At 58.6% G+C, this 21,687-nt stretch carries 15 protein-coding genes; 13 read left to right on the top strand and 2 right to left on the bottom strand.

Annotated elements, in window-relative coordinates; all coding sequences use genetic code 11:
* The first annotated feature begins 287 nt into the window (after positions 1–287).
* Positions 288–2,789, top strand: coding sequence for an ATP-binding protein (locus O4G74_RS09355; RefSeq protein WP_269402342.1), 2,502 nt, complete (start codon positions 288–290; stop codon positions 2,787–2,789).
* A 3-nt stretch (positions 2,790–2,792) separates the two neighbouring features.
* Here the strand turns inward: O4G74_RS09355 and O4G74_RS09350 are convergent, their stop codons facing one another.
* Positions 2,793–3,680, bottom strand: a complete 888-nt coding sequence (locus O4G74_RS09350; RefSeq protein WP_269402341.1) for a class I SAM-dependent methyltransferase — start codon at positions 3,678–3,680, stop codon at positions 2,793–2,795.
* Positions 3,677–4,624 carry a TrmH family RNA methyltransferase gene (locus O4G74_RS09345; RefSeq protein WP_269402340.1) on the bottom strand — a complete coding sequence of 316 codons (948 nt, stop codon included), beginning with the start codon at positions 4,622–4,624 and terminating at the stop codon, positions 3,677–3,679. Before O4G74_RS09345 ends, O4G74_RS09350 begins: the two co-directional genes overlap by 4 nt.
* A 51-nt stretch (positions 4,625–4,675) precedes the next feature.
* On the opposite strand from O4G74_RS09345, the gene O4G74_RS09340 reads away from it, so the two are divergent.
* The 12 genes from O4G74_RS09340 to O4G74_RS09285 form a co-directional block, all read left to right on the top strand.
* Entirely contained in the window at positions 4,676–5,950 is a 1,275-nt protein-coding gene (locus tag O4G74_RS09340; RefSeq protein WP_269402339.1) for a hypothetical protein, read from the top strand.
* Between the two features lie 79 nt (positions 5,951–6,029).
* Positions 6,030–6,845 (top strand): M48 family metallopeptidase, encoded by an 816-nt coding sequence (locus tag O4G74_RS09335; RefSeq protein ID WP_269402338.1) that lies wholly within the window; start codon positions 6,030–6,032, stop codon positions 6,843–6,845.
* 207 nt (positions 6,846–7,052) lie between these two features.
* Positions 7,053–7,496 (top strand): 50S ribosomal protein L11, encoded by a 444-nt coding sequence (gene rplK / locus O4G74_RS09330; RefSeq protein ID WP_119378407.1) that lies wholly within the window; start codon positions 7,053–7,055, stop codon positions 7,494–7,496.
* 4 nt (positions 7,497–7,500) lie between these two features.
* Positions 7,501–8,202, top strand: a complete 702-nt coding sequence (rplA, locus tag O4G74_RS09325) for a 50S ribosomal protein L1 (RefSeq protein WP_269402337.1) — start codon at positions 7,501–7,503, stop codon at positions 8,200–8,202.
* Positions 8,203–8,615: 413 nt separating this feature from the next.
* Positions 8,616–9,131: a 50S ribosomal protein L10 gene (rplJ, locus tag O4G74_RS09320; protein ID WP_269402336.1), complete on the top strand. Its 516-nt coding sequence runs from the start codon at positions 8,616–8,618 to the stop codon at positions 9,129–9,131.
* Positions 9,132–9,195: 64 nt separating this feature from the next.
* On the top strand, positions 9,196–9,573 hold the full coding sequence (rplL, locus tag O4G74_RS09315) for a 50S ribosomal protein L7/L12 (protein WP_119378410.1): 378 nt from the start codon (positions 9,196–9,198) through the stop codon (positions 9,571–9,573).
* 175 nt (positions 9,574–9,748) lie between these two features.
* Complete coding sequence (rpoB, locus tag O4G74_RS09310) at positions 9,749–13,876, top strand: DNA-directed RNA polymerase subunit beta (RefSeq protein WP_269402335.1); 4,128 nt, start codon at positions 9,749–9,751, stop codon at positions 13,874–13,876.
* A gap of 93 nt (positions 13,877–13,969) precedes the next feature.
* Positions 13,970–18,199 (top strand): DNA-directed RNA polymerase subunit beta', encoded by a 4,230-nt coding sequence (gene rpoC, locus O4G74_RS09305; RefSeq protein ID WP_269402334.1) that lies wholly within the window; start codon positions 13,970–13,972, stop codon positions 18,197–18,199.
* 251 nt (positions 18,200–18,450) lie between these two features.
* On the top strand, positions 18,451–18,822 hold the full coding sequence (gene rpsL / locus O4G74_RS09300) for a 30S ribosomal protein S12 (protein WP_018146782.1): 372 nt from the start codon (positions 18,451–18,453) through the stop codon (positions 18,820–18,822).
* 12 nt (positions 18,823–18,834) lie between these two features.
* Complete coding sequence (gene rpsG / locus O4G74_RS09295) at positions 18,835–19,305, top strand: 30S ribosomal protein S7 (RefSeq protein WP_269402333.1); 471 nt, start codon at positions 18,835–18,837, stop codon at positions 19,303–19,305.
* 45 nt (positions 19,306–19,350) lie between these two features.
* Positions 19,351–21,495: an elongation factor G gene (gene fusA / locus O4G74_RS09290; RefSeq protein WP_269402332.1), complete on the top strand. Its 2,145-nt coding sequence runs from the start codon at positions 19,351–19,353 to the stop codon at positions 21,493–21,495.
* A gap of 91 nt (positions 21,496–21,586) precedes the next feature.
* Positions 21,587–21,687, top strand: a 101-nt coding sequence (locus tag O4G74_RS09285) for a GTP-binding protein (RefSeq protein ID WP_269402830.1), incomplete at its 3' end; no start/stop codon positions are given.

Raw genomic sequence — 21,687 nt, 5'->3', positions numbered from 1 at the left:
AACCAAAGCGCTGTTTCTGCGTGTCGGGGCACCAATTAAGCGCCCAGACTGACCTTCGATTAACGTCGCTTTTTAAAACATTAACCATTCGCGTGGCAGCGTGCGCCTATGAAGCTGCCGCCCCACATTACGTGCACTGTGGGCGTTTGACGCTATCATGCGATGATTCGAATCAGCGCGCGTTTTCCGCGCGCCCGGAGTATGCCCCTATGTCCGCAAACAACGACCGCATTGAACAGCCGTTTCAAGACGCAGATTCGGGCCCCAAGGGTGTCCAGGTAGATTTGTTGCAACTTCTGTTCTGGGGCTGCCTTCTGGCGGCTGTCGCTGCCGCATCCGTTGCGATCGCATGGCCGGAGGCTGTCGGTGGGATTGGGCCCATGCTGCTTATCTCCATGGCGGCGGGCTTTATCGTTTTTCTTCTCTGGATACTGAAAGGGGCAGGGCGCAAGCTAGGCCTGTTTCCGCAGCGGGGCGCCGCAGCTGAAGCCGTGGAGGCAGCTGGACCGCGTTTTGGCTGGGTCGAGGCGCTGGACGAGGCTGTATTGATCGCCGATGCAGGCGGCGCGCCGATTGCCGCGAACGAACATTATCGCGAGCTATCGCGCAAGATCCTGTCCAACCTCAAGGATACCGCAGCGCCAGTATCCTTTGATCGTCTGTTTTCCTCAATGCCGGGACTGGCTGCACCGGTCTTCCGTCTGTCGCGGGCTGCGCGTGCCAGTGAGCCGCTCGCCGAGACCCTGCCGGCCATGGCCGTCGGACAGGAAGCCGAAACGGTGCAGTATGAAGCGATGGTGGCTCCACTACCACGCGGGCGCGTGATGTGGCGCCTGCGCGAAGTGAGCGCCGCGCCGCTAAACGTTGCCGCGACGGATGGAAAGTCTCTCTATGTGGAAGATGCGCCTGTGGGTTTCTTTGCGGCGCGTCCTGATGGCCGCATCAGCTATGCAAACAAGTGGCTGCGTGACCTGATCGGCCTGCCAGAAACTGCCCGCAATGTGCGGCTCGACGATATCATGCGACCGGAATTCGTTCGCATGCTCGGCCGGGACCGCAAGAGCAAGATGCCGGCGCAGACCCGCATCATGATCCGGGGCCGGGACGGGGTCGAGCTGCCCATGCAGGCCCTGACTTCTTGGTCGGGCAAGGGCGTTAACGCGCAGGGACGCACGATTCTGACGTCGGCGCAGCTTGCGCCTGCAGAGCGGGAAGGTCGCTTTAGCGCGCCTGTCGCTGTGCGCCCGCCATCTGCTGAACCTGATCCGCTTTTCAATGAGGCGCCCTTCGGCGTTGCCAGGCTGGCAGGCGCCAGTGTCGAGAGTGCGCAGATCGTAGATGCCAACCGGGCTCTTCGTGAGCTGAGTGATACGTCAGTTGCTGGCGCGTCATTCGCAGATATCTTTCTGAAAGAAACTGATGACGGCGGCGATGAGATTGCTTCCAAGCTCGCTGAAGCCGTCGACAAGCCTGTGGGATTGAAGCTTCCGGGAGAGCCGCCGCGAAACGTGAACGTGTTCGTTTCGCTTGATACGTCAGGCCGCCCGTCTGTTGCCTACATCATCGACATTACCGAACAGAAAGACCTCGAAATCCGTCTGGCGCAAGGCGAGAAGATGCAGGCTATTGGCCAGCTCGCTGGCGGTGTCGCGCATGATTTCAACAATGTTCTGACCGGCATCATGCTCAATAATGATGAGCTGATGACCCGGCACCCTGTCGGCGATCCGTCGTATGAAAACATCAAAAGCATCTACGAATTCTCGGTTCGGGCGAAGGACCTCGTCCGCATGCTGCTTGCCTATGCGCGCCAGCAAACCTTCAAGCGTGAGATCGTCAACGCAACCGACTTCCTGACGGAGTTTTCGCGTTTGCTCCAGCAGATCCTCGATGAGCGGATCGACTTCAAGACCGTCCATGGCCGCAACCTGCCTTACATCAAGGCGGACATAAACCAGCTTGAAACGGCGATCATCAATCTGGTTACCAATGCGCGTGACGCTATGTTGCTATCCGGTCGCTCCGGCGGCTCACTGACGATCCGGACGTCTGCGGCGACCGGCGCAGATGCCCATGAAAAGGGCTTCACCTATGTCGATGATGGCGACTACCTGCTGATTGAAGTGGCGGATACAGGATGCGGTATTCCGACGGACATCCTGAACAAGATCTTCCAGCCTTTCTTTACCACCAAGGATGTCGGCGTCGGCACCGGACTTGGACTGGCAACTGTTTACGGCATCATCAAGCAGTCGGAAGGCTATATCTGCCCGATCTCCAAGGTTGGGGAGGGCACGACCTTCCAGATCTACCTGCCAGCGCTGAAGGAAGAGGATATTCCGCAGCCTGCAGAGGATACGCCTATGGAGACGGCCGAAGAGCCGCGCCCGATGGACATCTCTGGCCGTGGCCGCATCCTTCTGGTCGAGGACGAGAAGGGTCTGCGCGATATCGCCGTCATGCACCTTATCTCGCGCGGCTATGAGGTTGAGTCTGCTGGCGACGGCGAAGAGGCGCTGGAAATCCTTGAAGATGAGCCGGGCGCCTTCGATCTTGTCATTTCAGACGTTGTCATGCCGGGTATGGATGGGCCGACGCTTATTCGCGAAGCCCAGCAGTATCTTGGCGATGCGCGCGTAATCTTCGTGTCCGGCTATGCCGACCCGAATATTGCCAAACAGCTCGACGACCGGGAAATCACTTTCCTCGCAAAGCCATTCAATGTCCGCCAGCTTGCTGAAAAGGTGAAGCAGCAACTGGGCGTGCGCAAGGAACGCGAAGCCGCGTAGAGGCTAGTCAGCGCGCCAGCGGGCGCAGATAGAAGTCGGCAGCATACGGCCGGTTTTTTCTTCCGGTAGAGCCATTTCGCCCATCTCGATCCGCCCGCCCAAACTCTCCATCCGGTCGCCCAGCGCTTGCGCCAACGCAATATGCGACAGGCGAACTGCATAGGCGGTGAGGATGACGAAAAGTGGCTTCTTCACCAGAAGGCTCGCCACACCGTCCAGCAAGCCGGGCAGGTCTTCCTCGAAACGCCAGGTTTCGTTCTTCGTGCCACGGCCGAATTTCGGTGGGTCGAGAATGATCGCGTCGTACTGGTTGCCACGCCGCTGTTCGCGGGCGACAAACTTCATGGCGTCGTCGGCGATCCAGCGGATCGTGCGGTCATCAAGATCAGAGAGCGACTGCGCGTCCTTACCGAAGCCGTTCGATTTCGGGCTGGCATCAAGATGGACGACCTCAGCGCCCGCCTGCGCGCAGGCGAGAGACATCAGACCCGTATAGCCAAACAGGTTGAGAACGTTTGCCGGGTGGCCAGACTTCTTGAGTTGTTCCTGCGCGAAGGCCCAGTGGACGGCGTGTTCCTGAAAGACGCCCATGTGGCGGAATGGGGTACGGCGTGCTTCGAAGCGGATACCGTTCCACTCCATCGGCCATGTGTCAGGGGCTTTGGGATTGAGGCGTCGCCATTCGCCGCGTTCATCGTCGCCAGCCTTGGCATCAAACCAGGCATCAGCCTTCCAGCTTTTGACGGGTTTGTTGGGGCGCCAGAAGGCTTGCGGGTCCGGGCGGATAACGGTTTGGCTGGCGAAGCGCTCCAGCTTCATGCCGTCACCGCTGTCGAGGAGGGCGTAGTCCTTCCAGTTATCTGCGAGGAAGAGCGTCTGTTCGTATTTCATGCAAACCCCCGCTGGCGCCAGGCTTCATAGGTCATGATGGCGGTTGCCTGGGCGAGATTGAGACTGTCAGCGCCGCCGCGCATCGGGATGAGGCAGAGCGTATCGCACTTTGCTTCAGCGTCATCGGGAAGGCCGGCCTGCTCATTACCCATCAGGATGATGCTCGGGCCTGTCATATCGGCTTCTGTGTGACGGACCGTTCCGTTCACGCTGGCGGCAAACATTGAGAGGCCTTTGCCAGTGCGCCAAGTGTTGAAGTCCTCAAAGCTGCTACGTGCAAATGGGATATCGAAGATCGACCCCATTGAGGCCCTGACTGCCTCTACACTGTATGGGTCGCAGCATTGGCCGATAAGCAAGACACCAGAAATGCCGGCACAGTCAGCCGTTCTCAGAATGGTGCCGAGATTGCCCGGGTCACGCACTTCATACAGGGCCACCCAGAGTGAGGATTTCGGAACGCTGAGATCGCCAAGCTTTGGAGCGGTTTGTTTGAACGCGCCAATGACCGCTTGCGGATTGTCCTTGCGGGCAATCTGACCAGCAAGACGGTCGGTGACCTGTACGGTGCGTGTGCCGGATTTTGAGGCGCGGGCGACAAGATCGCGTACGAAGGAACGTTCTGCACTGGAGGCCGAAACAACAAGGCTATCGAGCTCCCATCCAGCAGATAGCCCCTGTTCGACAAGACGAGCGCCCTCGGCGAGAAAAAGCCCCGTCTCGGCGCGGCCCTTCTTTCGCTCAAGGCTTCGTAAAGTCTTGATGAGCGGGTTCGAAGTGCTCGAAATGATCTCAGGAAGCGATGACATTCGCGGCGTGTAGCGTGACAGGCGGTGGAAGACAATTGACGCAAGCGTCAGGGTTCGGTCTGGTAGCAGAATCAAGACAGGAATGCCGATCCGCCTGTGAAGCCAGTCTTTCTGGCCATCGCGGCGACGCGTCATTAGCAAGCTGGCGATGTGGTAATATCACTGCGAGCATGGGGAGCCCACGAGATGGCTTTGGTACACGAGTATGTCTGGTTTATCCTGGCTGGCGCTCTCGTCTTTGGTTTCGTGCTGGCCTGGATCCTGCGCGGGCTAAAGAAATCTCCGGCTGAACAGCGAGCCATCGTCGATCGCGATATCGCGTTGCTCGAGTTGCAGCAGACGAAGGATGAACTCGACAGTCTTTTTGCGGCCCAACGAAAGTTCAAAGCTGAAGCCAAGGCTACCGCCGATGCCGGGGCCGACCCGGCGCTCAAGGCACAGGTTGAAAAGCTTCAGGCTGAGCTGGCCGCAGCTAAGGCCGGGCTGGAAGCTGCACCAAGAGCGCAGGCTGAAGCGGTGCCCCCAGTTGGGGCGCTAAGCGCCCCTGCGCCGGAGGTGGCGGAGATTCCAGCTGAGCAGGCTCCGCAGGCGAGGTCCAAGGAAGAGGTGTCAATGCGTAATGCGTTGATCGCCCGTAATGAATACCTCGAAGAACGTATTCACGATGTAGAGCTGCACCTGCATTACTTGGCGAAAGAGCTCGCGGCGGCGAAAGCAAAAGACGCCAGCGCGGACAGCACCTCGAAAGAGGCCTGGCTTGCGAACTATCTCGGCATTCGCGCCGACGCGCTTCAGGCCAAGCTGCAGGATGCGCTCTCTGCGCCTGGCAGGGGCGGGGCAGTCGTTGAGGCGAAGGCGACTTCTGCGCAGATTGAATCCAGTGAGGAGCGCGACGAGGAAATGGCGCGGCTTCGTTGGCGCAACCGGTATCTGGAAAGCCGGCTCGCATATCTCGGGCAGCCTTCATCACGGCCGGCAGCACCCTCGTCACCTGCCGCGACTGCTGGAGAGCGAGGCGCGGCAACTGCGAAGCCGACACCTGCACCAAATTCAGCGCCTGCGCGGCCGGTTCAGCCCACCGCGCCTCGCCTTGCTGAAAGCTCTCCCGACCGGCTTGCCTCGCGTGGCCCTCGTTTTACCAGCCCGTTTTCGGCGCTCGCAAACTCCGCGCAGCCAAGAAAGCAGGCGCCCGCTGTGGCTGTCCCGCCGAGCCGCCCCACGCCGATCAAGCCCCCCGCCAAGCAAACGGCCGACGGGCAAGCTGATGACCTCACGCGAATCTCGGGGCTGAGTTCTTCCATAGAACTTAAACTCAACGAAATCGGGATCTGGCATTATGCCCAGATCGCCAGCTGGACTGACCAGCATCTTGAATGGGTCGACCGCAGCTTTGGCCTGGACGGACAGGCCAGGCGCGAAGGATGGGTCAGCCAAGCAAGGCAGTTGATCGCTTCGGCCTGATAATCTTGGCGCATGAACGAACCGGTGATTGGCGAGTTTAGCCATTCAGGCTAGTATCTACGCAAATGGGAGACACCGGATGGCAGTAAACACCAAGGCTGAGGCCAACCCGCGCGGAACGCGCACGCAGGACAAGCTTCACAGGAAGCTCTTTGTGGCGCTTGCCGGGTCTCTGACCCTTGCTGCCGCTGCCTGTAGCGTGAACCCGTATACGGGCGAGCAGCAATTTGCGGCCTATGATGATGCGCAGCTCTCGCAAGCCTCCGCTCAGGCCTGGCAGCAATTGCAGGCCCAAACGCCAACGCTAAGCTCCGGTTCTCAATACAACAGGGTCCAGAGTGTCTGGCGCCGTATTGCGGCCGCGTCGCCAAAGGCGGGTGAGCAGTGGGATGTTCAGGTATTCAACTCTGAAGAAGTGAATGCTTTCGTTATGCCCGGCAATCGCGTTGGAGTGTACACAGGGCTTCTGAATCTGGTGGAGAATGACGACCAGCTCGCAGCCGTTCTCGGTCACGAAGTCGCGCACGCAATCTACCGGCATGCCAATCAGCGCGCGACTCGTGCGGCGGCAGCTTCGACAGCGGTCCAGATTGGTGCTGCGGCAGTCGGCAGCAGCGGCTTGGGCGTAGACCCGAACCAGGTGAACGCGCTGGGCAGCGTCGCGGCCAACTTGGGCGTCGTCTTGCCGTATAGCCGTAATGCTGAACTGGAAGCCGACCTCGCCGGTGTCGATTACATGGTGCGGGCCGGATACGACCCGCGCGCGGCAATCCGCCTGTGGGAAGTGATGCAGCAGGCAAATAACACCCGTACCGCAGACTTCCTGTCGACCCACCCCAACCCGGATGTCCGCCAGCAACGCATCCGTGACTATATCCAGCAGAAGGGCTACTAGCCCCTCTAAGCGGAACGTGGAGCTGACCCGGCGGGCTTGACCTGCCGGGTCTTTTCGTGTGTACCGCGCGCTTCGCTCGCCAAAGGGCGAAATACCTGTGGGAAGTGCCGGTGGGAAAGACCATTACCGGGCTTGTTACCACGGGGCCTCAAACCAGGCGGCCGGATCGAAAGACCACCGGTCACTTTACAAGCCAGAGAGGATGACATGGCTAAGAAATTGCTGGGGCAGCTCAAGCTCCAGATCCCGGCCGGTTCGGCCAACCCATCTCCACCAGTTGGTCCAGCGCTCGGTCAGCGCGGCATCAACATCATGGAGTTCTGCAAGGCCTTCAACGCGAAGACCGAAAGCATGGAAAAGGGCCTGCCGATCCCGGTCGTGATCGACTATTATCAGGACAAGTCCTTTACCTTCACCACGAAGACGCCGCCTGCGAGCGTTCTTCTGAAGAAGGCTGCAGGCCTGAAGATCGGCAAGCCGAACTCAGGTGCCAAACAGCCGGGCAAAGACGTCGCCGGTAAGGTGACGGTCGCCCAGTGCCGCGAGATCGCCGAAGCCAAAATGGTTGATCTCAATGCAACGGACCTCGACGCCGCTACAGAGATCATCAAAGGCTCTGCGCGCTCGATGGGCCTGAACGTGGTGGAATAAGAACATGGCTAAGCACGGAAAAAGATATCGCGCCGCTCACGGCACAGTCGACATCGAGAAAGTGTATGGCGTTTCTGAAGCCATCTCCCTTGTGAAGTCCAATGCGACCTCCAAGTTCGACGAAACCATCGAAGTCGCCGTCAATCTGGGTGTTGACCCGAAATATGCAGACCAGATGGTCCGGGGCATGGTCTCCATGCCTGCCGGTACAGGTAAAGACGTTCGCGTGGCCGTTTTTGCTCGCGACGCCAAGGCTGAAGAAGCCAAGGAAGCCGGTGCGGATTTCGTTGGCGCTGAAGATCTGATGGAACAGATCCAGGGCGGCATGATGGACTTCGATCGCGTCATCGCAACGCCTGATATGATGGCTGTTGTTGGTCGTCTCGGTAAGGTGCTGGGCCCGCGCGGCCTGATGCCGAACCCAAAAGTTGGCACGGTCACCCCGAACGTTGCGAAAGCTGTTGCTGACGCAAAGGGTGGCTCGGTTGAGTTCCGCGTCGAGAAGCAGGGCATCATTCATGCCGGCATCGGCAAGGCAAGCTTCTCCGAATCCGATCTCGAGACGAACTTCAAGGCTTTCGTTGATGCACTGGTCAAAGCGCGTCCGTCGGGTGCCAAGGGTACCTATGTCCGGAAAATCGCCCTTTCCTCGACGATGGGCCCGGGTGTCAGTGTCGATACGGCAGAAGCTATCGCTGCCGGCTAAGGCCTGACAGAGCAGCAAATCAGATAGACGCCCGGGCTTTGCTGTCCGGGCGTTTTTTCGTTGCCTGGAACCACAAAGATTCATCTCATACCGGTTACTTGACCGTTGTGAGTTTTTGTGCGGGCGGGGGGTTGCGGCAGAAATGTTTACACGTTAACAGACCCCTCTTGACGGGAGACCACCGACCTAAATCGGGGGCCTCCCGTTTTCCTGTCCAAGACCATGGGTCGTGCCCTCCGGGTTCAGAAATCCCATGATAGACGGGGTGAGGCGAGTATTAGAGGCTGTCGGAATTCACGTTTCGGCCAGTCTGGTATCGCCAGGCCCTGGGCAGGCGCTGGATGCGGAGTGATCCGTTGAAGGCGAATTCCCGGGCGCCCGGATGGGCCGGACGCCTTAACTGGAGAACCGTAATGGATAAAGCTGGAAAGCAGGCGGCGCTCGCGGAACTCGAAGAGGTTTTCGAGAATTCCGGTGCAGTTGTTGTCACGCATTATACCGGTTTGAGCGTTGCGGAACTGACGAAGCTGCGTACCTCGCTCAGAGAGCAGGGTGGGCGGCTTAAAGTGGTCAAGAACCGGATTGCCAAGATTGCCCTCAAGGGCAAAGGCGGCGATGTGGCTCAGGGCCTCTTCACTGGCCAGGTGGCGATTGCCTACGCAGAAGACCCAACGGTCCCTGCCAAAGCAACCGCTGATTTTGCCAAAAACAATGATAAGCTGAAACTCGTCGGAGGCGTCATGGGCGCCGAAGTGATGGACGGTGCGGGTGTCGAAGCCCTCGCCAAGATGCCATCGCGCGAAGAGATGATTGCAACCATTGTTGCCCGCCTGACAGGTCAGGCCAGCCAGATTGTCCAGCGCGTCAATGCGCCGGGCCAAGGTCTTGCTGGAGCGATCAAGGTCATCGGCGAGCAGGCAGCGGCATAGCGTCAGCTAAGACAACGCAAAACCAGAACACCTCTAAATTTGAACAAGAAAGTCGATCAGACAAATGGCAGATATTGCAAAACTTGGTGACGAACTTCTCGGCCTCACCATCCTCGAAGCAAAAGAGCTCAACGACTATCTCGAAGAGCGCGGCATCAAAGCAGCAGCAGCTGTTGCTATGGCCGGTCCAGCAGCTGGCGGCGGCGACGCAGCAGCAGCTGAAGAGAAAACCGAATTTGACGTCATCCTGACCGATGGCGGCGACAAGAAAATCAACGTCATTAAGGTCGTGCGCGAAGTCGTGTCCGGTCTTGGCCTGAAAGAAGCCAAGGAGCTCGTCGAAGGCGCTCCGAAGCCGATCAAGGAAGGCGTTTCCAAGGACGAAGCAGAAGAGCTCAAGAAGAAGTTCGAAGAAGCTGGTGCCAAGGTTGAAATCAAGTAAGCTGGCTGCGGCTTACAATTAAGGGGTGGTGTCTGCGCGAGGCATTATCTCTGTAGAGTAAATAGCGCGGCGGAGCCCCTTGCGGGTTCCGCCGCGTGCTCGCGTTTCAGGTGGCAAGCCGCCGCCGGACCTGCATGCTGCAGGACGGAGTGGCCGGCAAGAAACGGAACTAAAGATGGCTCTTTCTTTCACGGAAAAAAAACGTATCCGCAAATCCTTCGGTCGTATTCCCGAAGCCATCGACATGCCCAACCTCATCGAAGTGCAGCGCTCCTCATATGAGCAGTTCCTGCAGATGCATACCGCGCTCGCCGAGCGCACCGATGACGGTCTTGGTGGTGTCTTTAAAAGCGTTTTCCCAATCATCGACTTCAATGAGCGCGCGACGCTTGAATACGTTTCATACGAATTCGAGCCGCCGAAGTTCGACATGCAGGAGTGCATGCAGCGCGACATGACCTACGCAGCGCCGCTTAAAGTGCGGCTGCAGCTGGTCGTCTTCGACATTGACGAGGACACAGGCGCTAAATCAATCAAAGAGGTCAAGGAGCAGGAAGTCTATCTCGGCGACATCCCGCTGATGACGGACAAGGGTACGTTCATTGTGAACGGTACCGAGCGCGTGATCGTCTCGCAGATGCACCGTTCGCCTGGCGTGTTCTTCGACCATGACCGGGGCAAGACTCATTCGTCGGGCAAGCTTCTGTTTGCAGCGCGCATCATTCCGTATCGCGGTTCCTGGCTCGACTTCGAGTTTGACGCCAAGGACATTCTGAACATTCGTATCGACCGCAAGCGCAAGCTGCCGGCGACCACGATGCTGTATGCGCTAGGCTACGACACAGACGAAATCATCGACCTCTTCTACACGCGTTCGGTTTACCGGCTGGACAAGAGCGGCTGGATCATGGGCTTCCGCCCGGAGGCCTGGAAGGGACAGAAGCCAAGCTACGATCTTGTCGACGCGAAGACCGGCAAGGTTGTTGCGCCTGCGGATCGCAAGATTACGGCACTGGCTGCCAAACGGATTGTTGAGGGCGGCACGGACGAGCTTCTCGTCCCATCGACGGCGCTGGAAGGTAAGTTCCTTGGCCGCGATATAGTCAACCGGGAAACTGGTGAAATCTTTGGTGAGGCCGGCGACGTCCTGACCGAAGAGCTCGTCGCGGAGCTTCGCGAACTTGGGCAGAAGTCAGTTGAGATCCTCAACATTGACGGCGCTGACCGTGGCCCATGGCTGCGCAACACGCTTAAGGCTGACAAGAACGAGACGCGCTTCGAGGCGCTCTCCGACATCTATCGCGTGATGCGCCCTGGTGAGCCACCGACCCAGGAAGCGGCAGACGCGCTGTTCAACCAGCTCTTCTTCGATGGCGAGCGCTATGACCTTTCCGCGGTTGGCCGCGTGAAGATGAATATGCGCCTCAATATGGCCCTCGACGATTACGAGCTGGCTGAAGACAGCATGCGTACGCTTCGCAGGGAAGACATTGTGGGCGTCATGAAGGTCATTCTCGACCTGAAGGACGGCAAGGGCGAAGTCGACGATATCGACAATCTCGGTAACCGCCGTGTCCGTTCAGTCGGCGAGCTGATGGAAAACAACTACCGCATTGGTCTTGTCCGCATGGAGCGCGCCATCAAGGAGCGCATGTCCTCGGTCGATATCGACACGGTCATGCCGCACGACCTTATCAATGCGAAGCCGGTTGTCGCTTCGGTGCGTGAATTCTTTGGCTCTTCGCAGCTGTCGCAGTTCATGGACCAGACCAACCCGCTATCCGAAATCACCCACAAGCGCCGTCTCTCGGCGCTTGGCCCAGGTGGTCTCACTCGTGAGCGCGCAGGCTTCGAAGTTCGCGACGTTCACCCGACCCACTATGGTCGTATCTGTCCGATTGAGACCCCAGAAGGTCCGAACATCGGTCTGATCAACTCGCTGGCGACCCATGCGCGCGTCAACAAGTACGGCTTTATCGAAAGCCCGTACCGCAAGGTCGAGAATGGCAAGCTGACCACCGAAGTCGTTTATCTCTCCGCCATGGAAGAGCATCGCTTCGCGATTGCCCAGGCGAACGCGACCGTGAATGACAAGGGTGAGCTCGACAATGAGTTCGTCAACGCCCGCGTCAACGGCGAAGCAACGCTCGTTCCGCGCGAGGAAGTAGAGTATATGGACGTGTCGCCGAAACAGGTCGTTTCGGTTGCCGCAGCTCTCATCCCGTTCCTCGAAAACGACGACGCCAACCGCGCCTTGATGGGCTCGAACATGCAGCGTCAGGCTGTGCCGCTCGTCAAATCGGAAGCTCCGTTTGTCGGTACCGGTATGGAATCAGTCGTTGCCCGCGACAGTCGCGCAGCCGTCGTTGCCCGCCGCGCCGGCGTGATCGAGCAGGTGGACGGCACGCGTATCGTTGTGCGCGCGACCGAAGACATCGACTCGGCGAAGTCCGGCGTCGACATCTACCGTCTGGCCAAGTTCCGCCGTTCGAACCAGAACTCCTGTATCAACCAGCGCCCGATTGTGCGCGTGGGTGACGAAGTCCGTTCTGGCGACATCATTGCAGATGGCCCATCCACCGACCTTGGTGAGCTGGCGCTCGGCCGCAACGTGCTCGTCGCGTTCATGCCGTGGAATGGCTACAACTTCGAGGACTCCATCCTGATCTCCGAGCGGATCGTGAAAGACGACGTCTTCACCTCGATCCACCTGGAAGAGTATGAGATCGCTGCACGCGATACCAAGCTTGGCCCGGAAGAGATTACGCGCGACATTCCGAACGTCGGTGAGGAAGCCCTGCGTAACCTGGACGAAGCCGGTATCGTTGCTGTTGGTGCTGAAGTGAAAGCCGGGGACATCCTCGTCGGTAAGGTCACGCCAAAGGGCGAAAGCCCGATGACGCCGGAAGAAAAGCTTCTGCGCGCCATCTTCGGTGAGAAGGCATCTGACGTTCGCGACACCTCCCTGCGCGTGCCTCCGGGCGGCTCGGGCACGGTCGTTGAGGTCCGCGTCTTCAACCGTCACGGTATCGACAAGGATCAGCGCGCGCTCCAGATTGAGCGTGAACAGATCGAGCAACTGCAGGAAGACAAGGAAGACGAACAGAACATCCTGGAGCGCAACACCTATGCGCGCCTGCGTGAGCTGCTCGTCGGAAGTGAGGCCGCTGCGGGTCCTAAAGGCTTCAAAACTGGCAAGATCACCGATGAGGCGCTCGACGAACTTCGCGAGAGCCAGTGGTGGGAAATCGCACTGAAGTCTGAAAAGGCACAAGGTGAGCTCGACTTCCTTCAGGGTCGTTTCAACGACTCCCTGCGTGAACTGGAAGCCCGCTTCAACGACAAGGTCGACAAGGTCCAGTCGGGCGACGACCTGCCTCCGGGCGTGATGAAAGTCGTCAAGGTCTTTCTGGCCGTGAAGCGCAAGCTGCAGCCAGGCGACAAGATGGCCGGCCGTCACGGCAACAAGGGTGTGATCTCCAAGATCAACCCGGCCGAAGACATGCCGTTCACTGAAGATGGCACGCCTGTCGACATCGTTCTCAACCCGCTCGGCGTGCCGTCGCGGATGAACGTTGGGCAAATTCTGGAAACCCATATGGGCTGGGCCTCGAATGGTCTTGGCCGCCTTGTCCAGAATGCGCTCGATGAGTGGAATGAGAACAAGGATAACAAGGCGCTGCGCGAGACGATCCAGCACGTTTATGGCGAAGAGCAGGAACTGCCCGAGTCAGACAACGAGATCGTCGAGCTGGCTTCGAACCTCGGCAATGGTGTTCCAATCGCGACGCCTGTTTTTGACGGTGCGCGTGAAGCGGATATCGTCAAGATGCTGGAGCGGGCAGGGCTGGACGCGTCCGGTCAGGTCACTTTGTTCGACGGCCGTACAGGCGAAGCGTTCAAGCGCAAGGTCACGGTTGGCTACAAGTACCTCCTGAAGCTTCACCATCTGGTCGACGAGAAGATCCACGCCCGTTCGACCGGCCCTTACTCGCTCGTTACCCAGCAACCGTTGGGCGGCAAGGCGCAGTTCGGTGGCCAGCGCTTCGGCGAGATGGAGGTCTGGGCCCTGGAAGCGTATGGCGCTGCCTACACGCTGCAGGAGATGCTCACCGTCAAGTCCGATGACACGGCGGGTCGTGCCAAGGTGTATGAAGCGATCGTCCGCGGTGATGACACATTCGAGGCCGGTATCCCGGAATCGTTCAACGTTCTCATCAAGGAAATGCGCTCGCTTGGCCTCAACGTCGAACTGATTGAAGCCAATGAGGACGATGATGACTCACCGGTGGCGGCCGAATAGGCCGCCACATGGTAATCGTGTCGATTAGAGACTAGGTTTTTCTAAAGGCCAGACATCAGGTCTGGCCGCCCCCCTCCCGAGGAGCGGAATTAAATGCGCCAAGACGTTACAAACCCCTTCAATAACGCGAACGCCCCAGCCCCGAGTTTTGAGGCGATCAAGATCTCTATCGCCAGCCCGGAGAAGATCCGGTCCTGGTCGTCCGGTGAGATCAAGAAGCCGGAAACCATCAACTACCGGACCTTCAAGCCAGAGCGCGAAGGCCTGTTCTGTGCCCGTATCTTCGGTCCAATCAAGGACTATGAGTGCCTTTGCGGCAAGTATAAGCGCATCAAGTATCGCGGCATCGTCTGTGAGAAGTGTGGCGTCGAAGTTACCCTCGCCAAGGTTCGCCGCGAGCGCATGGGCCACATTGAGCTCGCTGCACCAGTCGCGCATATCTGGTTTCTGAAGTCGCTCCCTTCGCGCATCTCCACACTGCTGGACATGGCGCTGAAAGACGTCGAGCGCGTTCTGTACTTCGAGAGCTATGTCGTCATTGAGCCGGGTCTCACCCCGCTTGAGCCGAACCAGCTGCTCACCGAAGAAGAGTATATGGACGCTCAGGACGAGCACGGCGAAGATGCCTTCACGGCCATGATCGGCGCTGAGGCTGTTCGTGAGCTTCTGCGTGCGCTCGATCTGGACTCTCTTGCCGACCAGCTGCGCGACGACCTCGCAGAGTCGACCAGCGAGCTTAAAACGAAGAAATACTCGAAGCGTCTGAAGGTCGTAGAATCATTCCTGGCATCTGGTGCGAAGCCGGAATGGATGATCATGACGATTGTGCCGGTTATCCCGCCGGATCTGCGTCCGCTCGTCCCGCTGGACGGTGGCCGTTTTGCGACGTCGGACCTGAACGATCTCTATCGCCGCGTGATCAACCGTAACAACCGTCTGAAGCGCCTCATGGAGCTTCGTGCGCCTGACATCATCATCCGGAACGAGAAGCGTATGCTTCAGGAATCTGTTGATGCGCTGTTCGACAATGGTCGTCGTGGCCGTGTCATCACGGGCACCAACAAGCGCCCGCTGAAGTCGCTCTCCGATATGCTGAAGGGCAAGCACGGTCGCTTCCGTCAGAACCTTCTTGGTAAGCGCGTCGACTATTCCGGCCGTTCGGTCATCGTGGTTGGTCCGAACATGAAGCTTCATGAATGCGGCCTGCCGAAGAAGATGGCGCTGGAGCTGTTCAAGCCGTTCATCTATGCACGCCTCGACGCAAAGGGCCTCGCTGGTACCGTCAAGGCTGCCAAGAAGCTCGTTGAGAAAGAAAAGCCGGAAGTCTGGGATATCCTCGAAGAGGTTATTCGTGAGCACCCGGTCATGCTCAACCGCGCCCCGACGCTTCACCGCCTCGGTATCCAGGCGTTCGAACCTAAACTGATCGAAGGTAAGGCGATCCAGCTCCACCCGCTGGTCTGCGCGGCGTTCAACGCTGACTTTGACGGCGACCAGATGGCTGTTCACGTCCCACTTTCGCTGGAAGCCCAGCTTGAGTGCCGTGTGCTGATGATGTCGACGAATAACATTCTGTCGCCAGCAAACGGCAAGCCAATCATCGTCCCTTCACAGGACATCATTCTTGGTCTCTACTACCTGTCGCTCGACAAGGAAGACGAGCCAGGTTCGTTCAAGACCGACAAGGAAGGGCGTCCGGTTCAGGGCATCTATTCCGATATGGCGGAAATTGAGCACGCCCTGCACGCGGGCAAGCTTTCGCTTCACGCGAAGATCAAGGCACGCTTCGAAGGTGTTGATGAAGAGGGCGAAGAAGAAGTCCGCATTATCGACACCACGCCGGGCCGCTACATGATTGCGTCCCTGTTGCCGAAGATGAAAGGTATGCGTGCCGAGCTGGTCAACGATCTGATGACCAAGAAGGCGATCTCCAAACTGATCGACGAGGTTTACCGGAACTGCGGTCAGAAGGCGACGGTCATCTTCTGTGACAAGCTCATGGAGCTCGGCTTCCGAGAGGCCTGCAAGGCCGGTATCTCGTTCGGCAAGGACGACATGAAGATTCCGGCTGCCAAGGCCAAGCTGGTCGAAGACACCCGCGCGCAAGTGTCGGAGTATGAGCGCCAGTACGCTGAAGGCCTCATCACCCGCGGTGAGAAGTACAACAAGGTGGTCGATGCCTGGTCGACCTGTACTGACAAAGTCGCTGACGCGATGATGGACGCCGCAGGTGAAGCTGAGATCAACGCCGAAACCGGCCGTCAGGAAGAGACCAACTCGGTCTTCATGATGGCTCATTCCGGCGCACGTGGTTCCAAGAACCAGATGAAGCAGCTGGCTGGTATGCGCGGTCTGATGGCCAAGCCATCTGGTGAAATCATCGAGACGCCGATCGTGTCGAACTTCAAGGAAGGCCTGACCGTCCTTGAATACTTCAACTCGACCCATGGTGCCCGTAAGGGTCTGGCTGATACAGCGCTGAAGACCGCCAATTCCGGTTACCTCACTCGCCGTCTGGTCGACGTCGCTCAGGATTGCATTGTTAACGAAGATGATTGCGGTACCGACAAGGGCATCATGCTCGCGCCGGTAATGGAAGGCGCAGACATCACTGTCTCGATCTCGGAGCGTATTCTCGGCCGAACTACCGGCTGGGATGTAAACAATCCGAAGACGGGCGAGCTTATCTGTCCGGCCAACACCTATGTGGACGAAGCGCTCGCTGCGACCATCGAGGCGGCTGGCGTCGACGAGATCAAGGTCCGCTCTCCGCTGACCTGTGAGACCAAGACGGGCGTCTGTGTGGCCTGTTACGGCCGTGACCTCGCTCGCGGTACGATCGTCAATCGCGGTGAGGCCATCGGTGTTATCGCTGCCCAGTCGATTGGCGAGCCGGGTACCCAGCTGACCATGCGGACCTTCCACATCGGCGGCGCTGCTTCGGTTGCTGAAGAGAGCTCGGTTGAAGCTTCGTTTGAAGGCACGATCAGCTTCGAGGAAGCGGAAACCGTCACCCGTTCCGACAAGACCCTCGTGGTGGTCGGTCGTCAGATGTCAGTCTCCATCATCGATGGCGACGGTCGTACCCGCCAGACCTTCAAGCCTGGCTACGGTACGCGCGTCTACACCAAGGACGGTGCGAAGGTGAAACCAGGCGACAAGCTCGCTGATTGGGATCCATTCGCGCAGCCACTGATTTCGGAAATCTCAGGTGTCGCCAAGCTTGTCGACGTTGTCGACGGCATGTCGGCCCGCGAAGAGACTGACGAAGCAACCGGCATCTCGTCGCGCGTGATCGTCGACTATCGCGGCAGCAAGGGCAATGAGCTTCGTCCGTCCGTCCTCATCACTGATGCGAACGGCGAAGCCAAGACGCTGCCAAATGGCACCGAGGCCCGCTACCTGCTTTCGCCAGGCGCGATCCTTTCGGTGAATGACGGTGACGAAGTCGGTTCCGGCGACAGCCTTGCACGTACCTCCACCGGCGGCGCGAAGACCAAGGACATCACCGGTGGTCTGCCGCGTGTTGCCGAACTTTTCGAGGCACGTCGTCCGAAGGACAATGCGGTGATCGCCGATATCGACGGCCGTGTGTCATACCTGCGTGACTACAAGAACAAGCGCAAGATCGGCATTATCCCTGAAGAAGAGGGCGTGGAGCCTGTTGAGTACCTCGTTCCGAAGAACAAGCGTATCTCCTTCCAGGACGGTGACTTCATCCGCCGCGGTGAATACCTGGTCGATGGTAATCCTGCACCGCAGGATATCCTCGGCTCGCTCGGTATTGCTGCTCTGGCTGACTACCTCGTCGACGAAGTCCAGAAGGTCTATCGCCTGCAAGGCGTGCCGATTAACGACAAGCACATCGAGGTGATCGTTCGCCAGATGCTGCAGAAGATCGAGATCACTGATCCGGGCACGACCACGCTGCTCAAGGGCGAACATGTCGACCTGCTCGAACTGGAAGAGGCAAACGCGTCGGTTCGCCGGTCGCGCAAGCAGGACCAGCGCGAAGCATCGGGTGTTCCTGTTCTCCTCGGTATTACCAAGGCGTCGCTGCAGACCCGCAGCTTCATCTCGGCGGCATCCTTCCAGGAAACGACGCGCGTGCTGACCGAAGCCGCCCTCCAGGGCAAGGTCGATACGCTCGAAGGCCTGAAGGAAAACGTCATCGTCGGCCGCTTGATTCCGGCTGGTACGGGTGGCGGCATGCGCAACTTCCGTCGTATTGCCGGGCAGCGTGACCAGAAGCTCAAGGCGAAGCGCCGTCAGGCAGCCGAACAGGCTGCAGCGGCCCTGCCGGCACCAGACGCTGCAGAGTAGTTGCAGCTGAAACAGACCCTATCGCAGCGCGTCCCGTCCCAAACACTTGACGGGACGCCTGCAGGGTCTTAACACGCGCCGAACGCTGGCTGAGGCAATAGCTTTTATTGCCTCCAGCGGCCCGTAAGGGCGCTGTCAGGTCGGCATAGTACGGAATTGATTGTCCGGTGGGCCAGTTTTGGCCCAGCCGGGCTATCTTGGTTTGGACTGGTCCGATGGGGCCAAGTTAGAAAGTAATCAAAAAGGCCCTCATGCCCACGATTCAGCAACTGATCCGCAATCCGCGCAAGCCAAAGCCTGCGCGTTCAAAGACACCGGCCCTCAAGGGCAACCCACAGCGTCGCGGCGTTTGTACGCGCGTGTATACGACGACGCCGAAGAAGCCGAACTCGGCGCTTCGTAAGGTCGCCAAGGTCCGTCTTACCACGGGTTTTGAATCGCTTTGCTACATCCCGGGTGAAGGTCACAATCTGCAGGAGCACTCTGTCGTCCTGATCCGTGGCGGTCGCGTCAAAGACCTTCCGGGTGTGCGCTACCACATTCTCCGCGGTGTCCTCGATACGCAGGGCGTCAAGAACCGTAAGCAACGCCGCTCGCATTACGGCGTCAAGAAACCGAAATAAGGGTCATAGAGCATGTCACGTCGTCACCGCGCCGAAAAACGCCAGGTTCTTCCTGATCCGAAGTTCAAGGACATCGTTATCTCGAAGTTCATGAACCAGATCATGCAGGACGGTAAGAAATCTACCGCCGAGCGCATCGTTTACGGTGCTTTCGATCTGGTCGAGACCAAAGCGAAAAAGGACCCTGTTGAGGTTTTCCACGCTGCGCTTGAAGCTATTTCGCCAGCTGTCGAAGTTCGCTCGCGCCGTGTTGGTGGTGCGACCTATCAGGTGCCGGTCGAAGTTCGTCCTGAGCGCCGTCAGGCTCTCGCCATCCGCTGGCTCGCATCTGCAGCCAGCTCGCGTAACGAAAACACCATGCGTGAGCGCCTTGCAGGTGAACTGCTCGATGCATCGCAAGGTCGCGGCACGGCTGTGAAGAAGCGGGAAGATACCCACCGCATGGCCGAAGCTAACCGCGCCTTCTCTCACTACCGCTGGTAACACGTTCGACACGTTCCTCCCGGAACTAGACAAAAAGGTAATCCCATGGCCCGCGAATACTCGTTGGAGCGCTATCGCAACTTCGGCATCATGGCCCACATTGATGCCGGCAAGACGACGACGACCGAGCGTATCCTTTTCTATACCGGCCGTTCGCACAAGATCGGCGAAGTCCACGATGGCGCGGCCACGATGGACTGGATGGAGCAGGAGCAGGAGCGCGGCATCACGATTACGTCCGCTGCGACCACCACGTTCTGGTTCCGCACCGAAGACGGAAAAAACCCAACCGGCATTTACGGTGACACGCCTGATGAAGCGAAATTCCGCTTCAACATCATCGACACGCCCGGCCACGTTGACTTCACCATCGAAGTTGAGCGTTCGCTGGCTGTGCTCGACGGCGCAGTCTGTGTGCTCGATGCCAACGCTGGTGTTGAGCCGCAGACCGAAACCGTCTGGCGCCAAGCTGACCGCTACAAGGTTCCGCGCATCGTGTTCGTCAACAAGATGGACAAGACCGGCGCAGACTTCTTCAACTGCGTTCACATGATCAAGGATCGCACCGGTGCGCAGCCGGCTCCGATCCAGTTCCCGATTGGTGCAGAGAACGAGCTCGAGGGTATCGTCGACCTGATCACCATGCAGGAATGGGTCTGGGAAGGTGAAGACCTTGGTGCGTCATGGGTTGTCCGCGACATCCGCGACGAACTGAAGGCGAAAGCCGAAGAGATGCGCGCAGAGCTCGTCGAGCTTGCTGTCGAGCAAGACGAAGCTGCGATGGAAGCCTACCTCGAAGGCACCGAGCCGACCGAGGCCGAGCTCCGCGTTCTTATCCGTAAGGGCACGCTCTCCATGTCGTTCGTGCCTGTGCTTGCCGGTTCCGCGTTCAAGAACAAAGGCGTGCAGCCCATGCTGAACGCTGTGATCGACTATCTTCCAGGTCCGCTCGACGTTCCAGCCTATATGGGCTTCAAGCCGGGCGACGAGGAAGAAGTTCGTAACATCGCACGTCATGCTGACGATGATGAGCCGTTCTCCGGTCTTGCTTTCAAGATCATGAACGACCCGTTCGTTGGTTCGCTGACGTTCGTTCGCATCTATTCCGGCCAGCTCAATAAGGGTGGTTCAGTGATGAACTCCACCAAGGGCAAGCAAGAGCGCGTCGGTCGTATGATGATGATGCACTCGAACAACCGTGAAGAGATCGAAGAAGCATATGCTGGCGACATCATCGCGCTTGCAGGCCTCAAGGAAACGACGACGGGCGATACGCTTTGCGACAAGTCCGACCCGGTTGTCCTCGAGACGATGACCTTCCCGGATCCGGTGATCGAGATTGCGGTTGAGCCGAAATCGAAGGCCGACCAGGAGAAGATGTCCATCGGCCTGCAGCGTCTCGCTGCTGAGGACCCATCTTTCCGCGTCGAAACCGACATCGAGTCGGGCCAGACGATCATGAAAGGCATGGGTGAGCTTCACCTCGACATTCTTGTCGATCGCCTGAAGCGTGAGTTCAAGGTTGAAGCCAACATCGGTCAGCCGCAGGTGGCTTACCGTGAAGCAATCGGTCGCCCGACCGAGATCAACTACACGCACAAGAAACAGTCTGGCGGTTCCGGTCAGTTCGCTGAGGTCAAGATCCAGTTCGAACCCCTCGAAGCGGGTTCCGGCTTCATCTTTGAGAGCGCGATCGTCGGTGGTTCCGTGCCCAAGGAATACATTCCTGGCGTCGAGAAAGGCCTTAACCAGGCCAAGGAAAACGGTCTTCTGGCCGGTTATCCAGTCACGGACTTCAAGGCTGTTCTCGTCGACGGCAAGTACCACGACGTTGACTCCTCCGTCCTTGCTTTCGAAATCGCCTCCCGCGCTGCTTTCCGTGAGCTGCGTACCAAGGCCGATCCGAAGCTGATGGAGCCAATGATGAAGGTCGAGGTTGTGACGCCTGAAGAATATATGGGCGACATTATCGGTGACCTGAACTCCCGCCGCGGTCAGATCCAGGGTTCCAACCCGCGCGGTAACGCAGTTGCTATCGGGGCGTTCGTGCCGCTGGTGAACATGTTCGGTTATGTCGGCAACCTTCGCGGTATGTCACAGGGCCGTGCCCAGTTCACCATGGTGTTCGACCACTACGCAGAAGTGCCGAAGGCAGAAGCTCAGAAGATCGTTCAGGATCTCGCAGGCTAATAAGCTACCGCTCCGCGCAGCTTCCCGTTTTACGGTCGCTGCGCGGGGCTTTCATATAACTGACTGACGTTGGAAATGAAGGAGAGGCCCGATGGCCAAAGAGAAGTTTGCGCGAAACAAGCCGCACGTAAACATCGGCACGATCGGCCATGTTGACCATGGCAAGACGACGCTGACGGCAGCGATCACGAT

It is taken from the genome of Henriciella marina, from assembly GCF_027213945.1.
GTDB classification, from domain to species: domain Bacteria; phylum Pseudomonadota; class Alphaproteobacteria; order Caulobacterales; family Hyphomonadaceae; genus Henriciella; species Henriciella marina_A.
The sequence above is the reverse complement of the archived record's forward strand: the minus strand, read 5'-3'. Positions and strand labels throughout refer to the sequence as shown.

What these genes read in the sequence shown, in the direction of transcription:
- rplL (WP_119378410.1), top strand. Translation starts at nt 9,196, where the DNA reads ATGGCAGATATTGCAAAACTTGGTGACGAACTTCTCGGCCTCACCATC.
- rplJ (WP_269402336.1), top strand. Translation starts at nt 8,616, where the DNA reads ATGGATAAAGCTGGAAAGCAGGCGGCGCTCGCGGAACTCGAAGAGGTT.
- rplA (WP_269402337.1), top strand. Translation starts at nt 7,501, where the DNA reads ATGGCTAAGCACGGAAAAAGATATCGCGCCGCTCACGGCACAGTCGAC.
- O4G74_RS09345 (WP_269402340.1), bottom strand. Translation starts at nt 4,624, where the DNA reads ATGACGCGTCGCCGCGATGGCCAGAAAGACTGGCTTCACAGGCGGATC.
- O4G74_RS09350 (WP_269402341.1), bottom strand. Translation starts at nt 3,680, where the DNA reads ATGAAATACGAACAGACGCTCTTCCTCGCAGATAACTGGAAGGACTAC.
- rplK (WP_119378407.1), top strand. Translation starts at nt 7,053, where the DNA reads ATGGCTAAGAAATTGCTGGGGCAGCTCAAGCTCCAGATCCCGGCCGGT.
- rpsL (WP_018146782.1), top strand. Translation starts at nt 18,451, where the DNA reads ATGCCCACGATTCAGCAACTGATCCGCAATCCGCGCAAGCCAAAGCCT.
- O4G74_RS09340 (WP_269402339.1), top strand. Translation starts at nt 4,676, where the DNA reads ATGGCTTTGGTACACGAGTATGTCTGGTTTATCCTGGCTGGCGCTCTC.
- O4G74_RS09335 (WP_269402338.1), top strand. Translation starts at nt 6,030, where the DNA reads ATGGCAGTAAACACCAAGGCTGAGGCCAACCCGCGCGGAACGCGCACG.
- rpoB (WP_269402335.1), top strand. Translation starts at nt 9,749, where the DNA reads ATGGCTCTTTCTTTCACGGAAAAAAAACGTATCCGCAAATCCTTCGGT.
- rpsG (WP_269402333.1), top strand. Translation starts at nt 18,835, where the DNA reads ATGTCACGTCGTCACCGCGCCGAAAAACGCCAGGTTCTTCCTGATCCG.
- fusA (WP_269402332.1), top strand. Translation starts at nt 19,351, where the DNA reads ATGGCCCGCGAATACTCGTTGGAGCGCTATCGCAACTTCGGCATCATG.
- rpoC (WP_269402334.1), top strand. Translation starts at nt 13,970, where the DNA reads ATGCGCCAAGACGTTACAAACCCCTTCAATAACGCGAACGCCCCAGCC.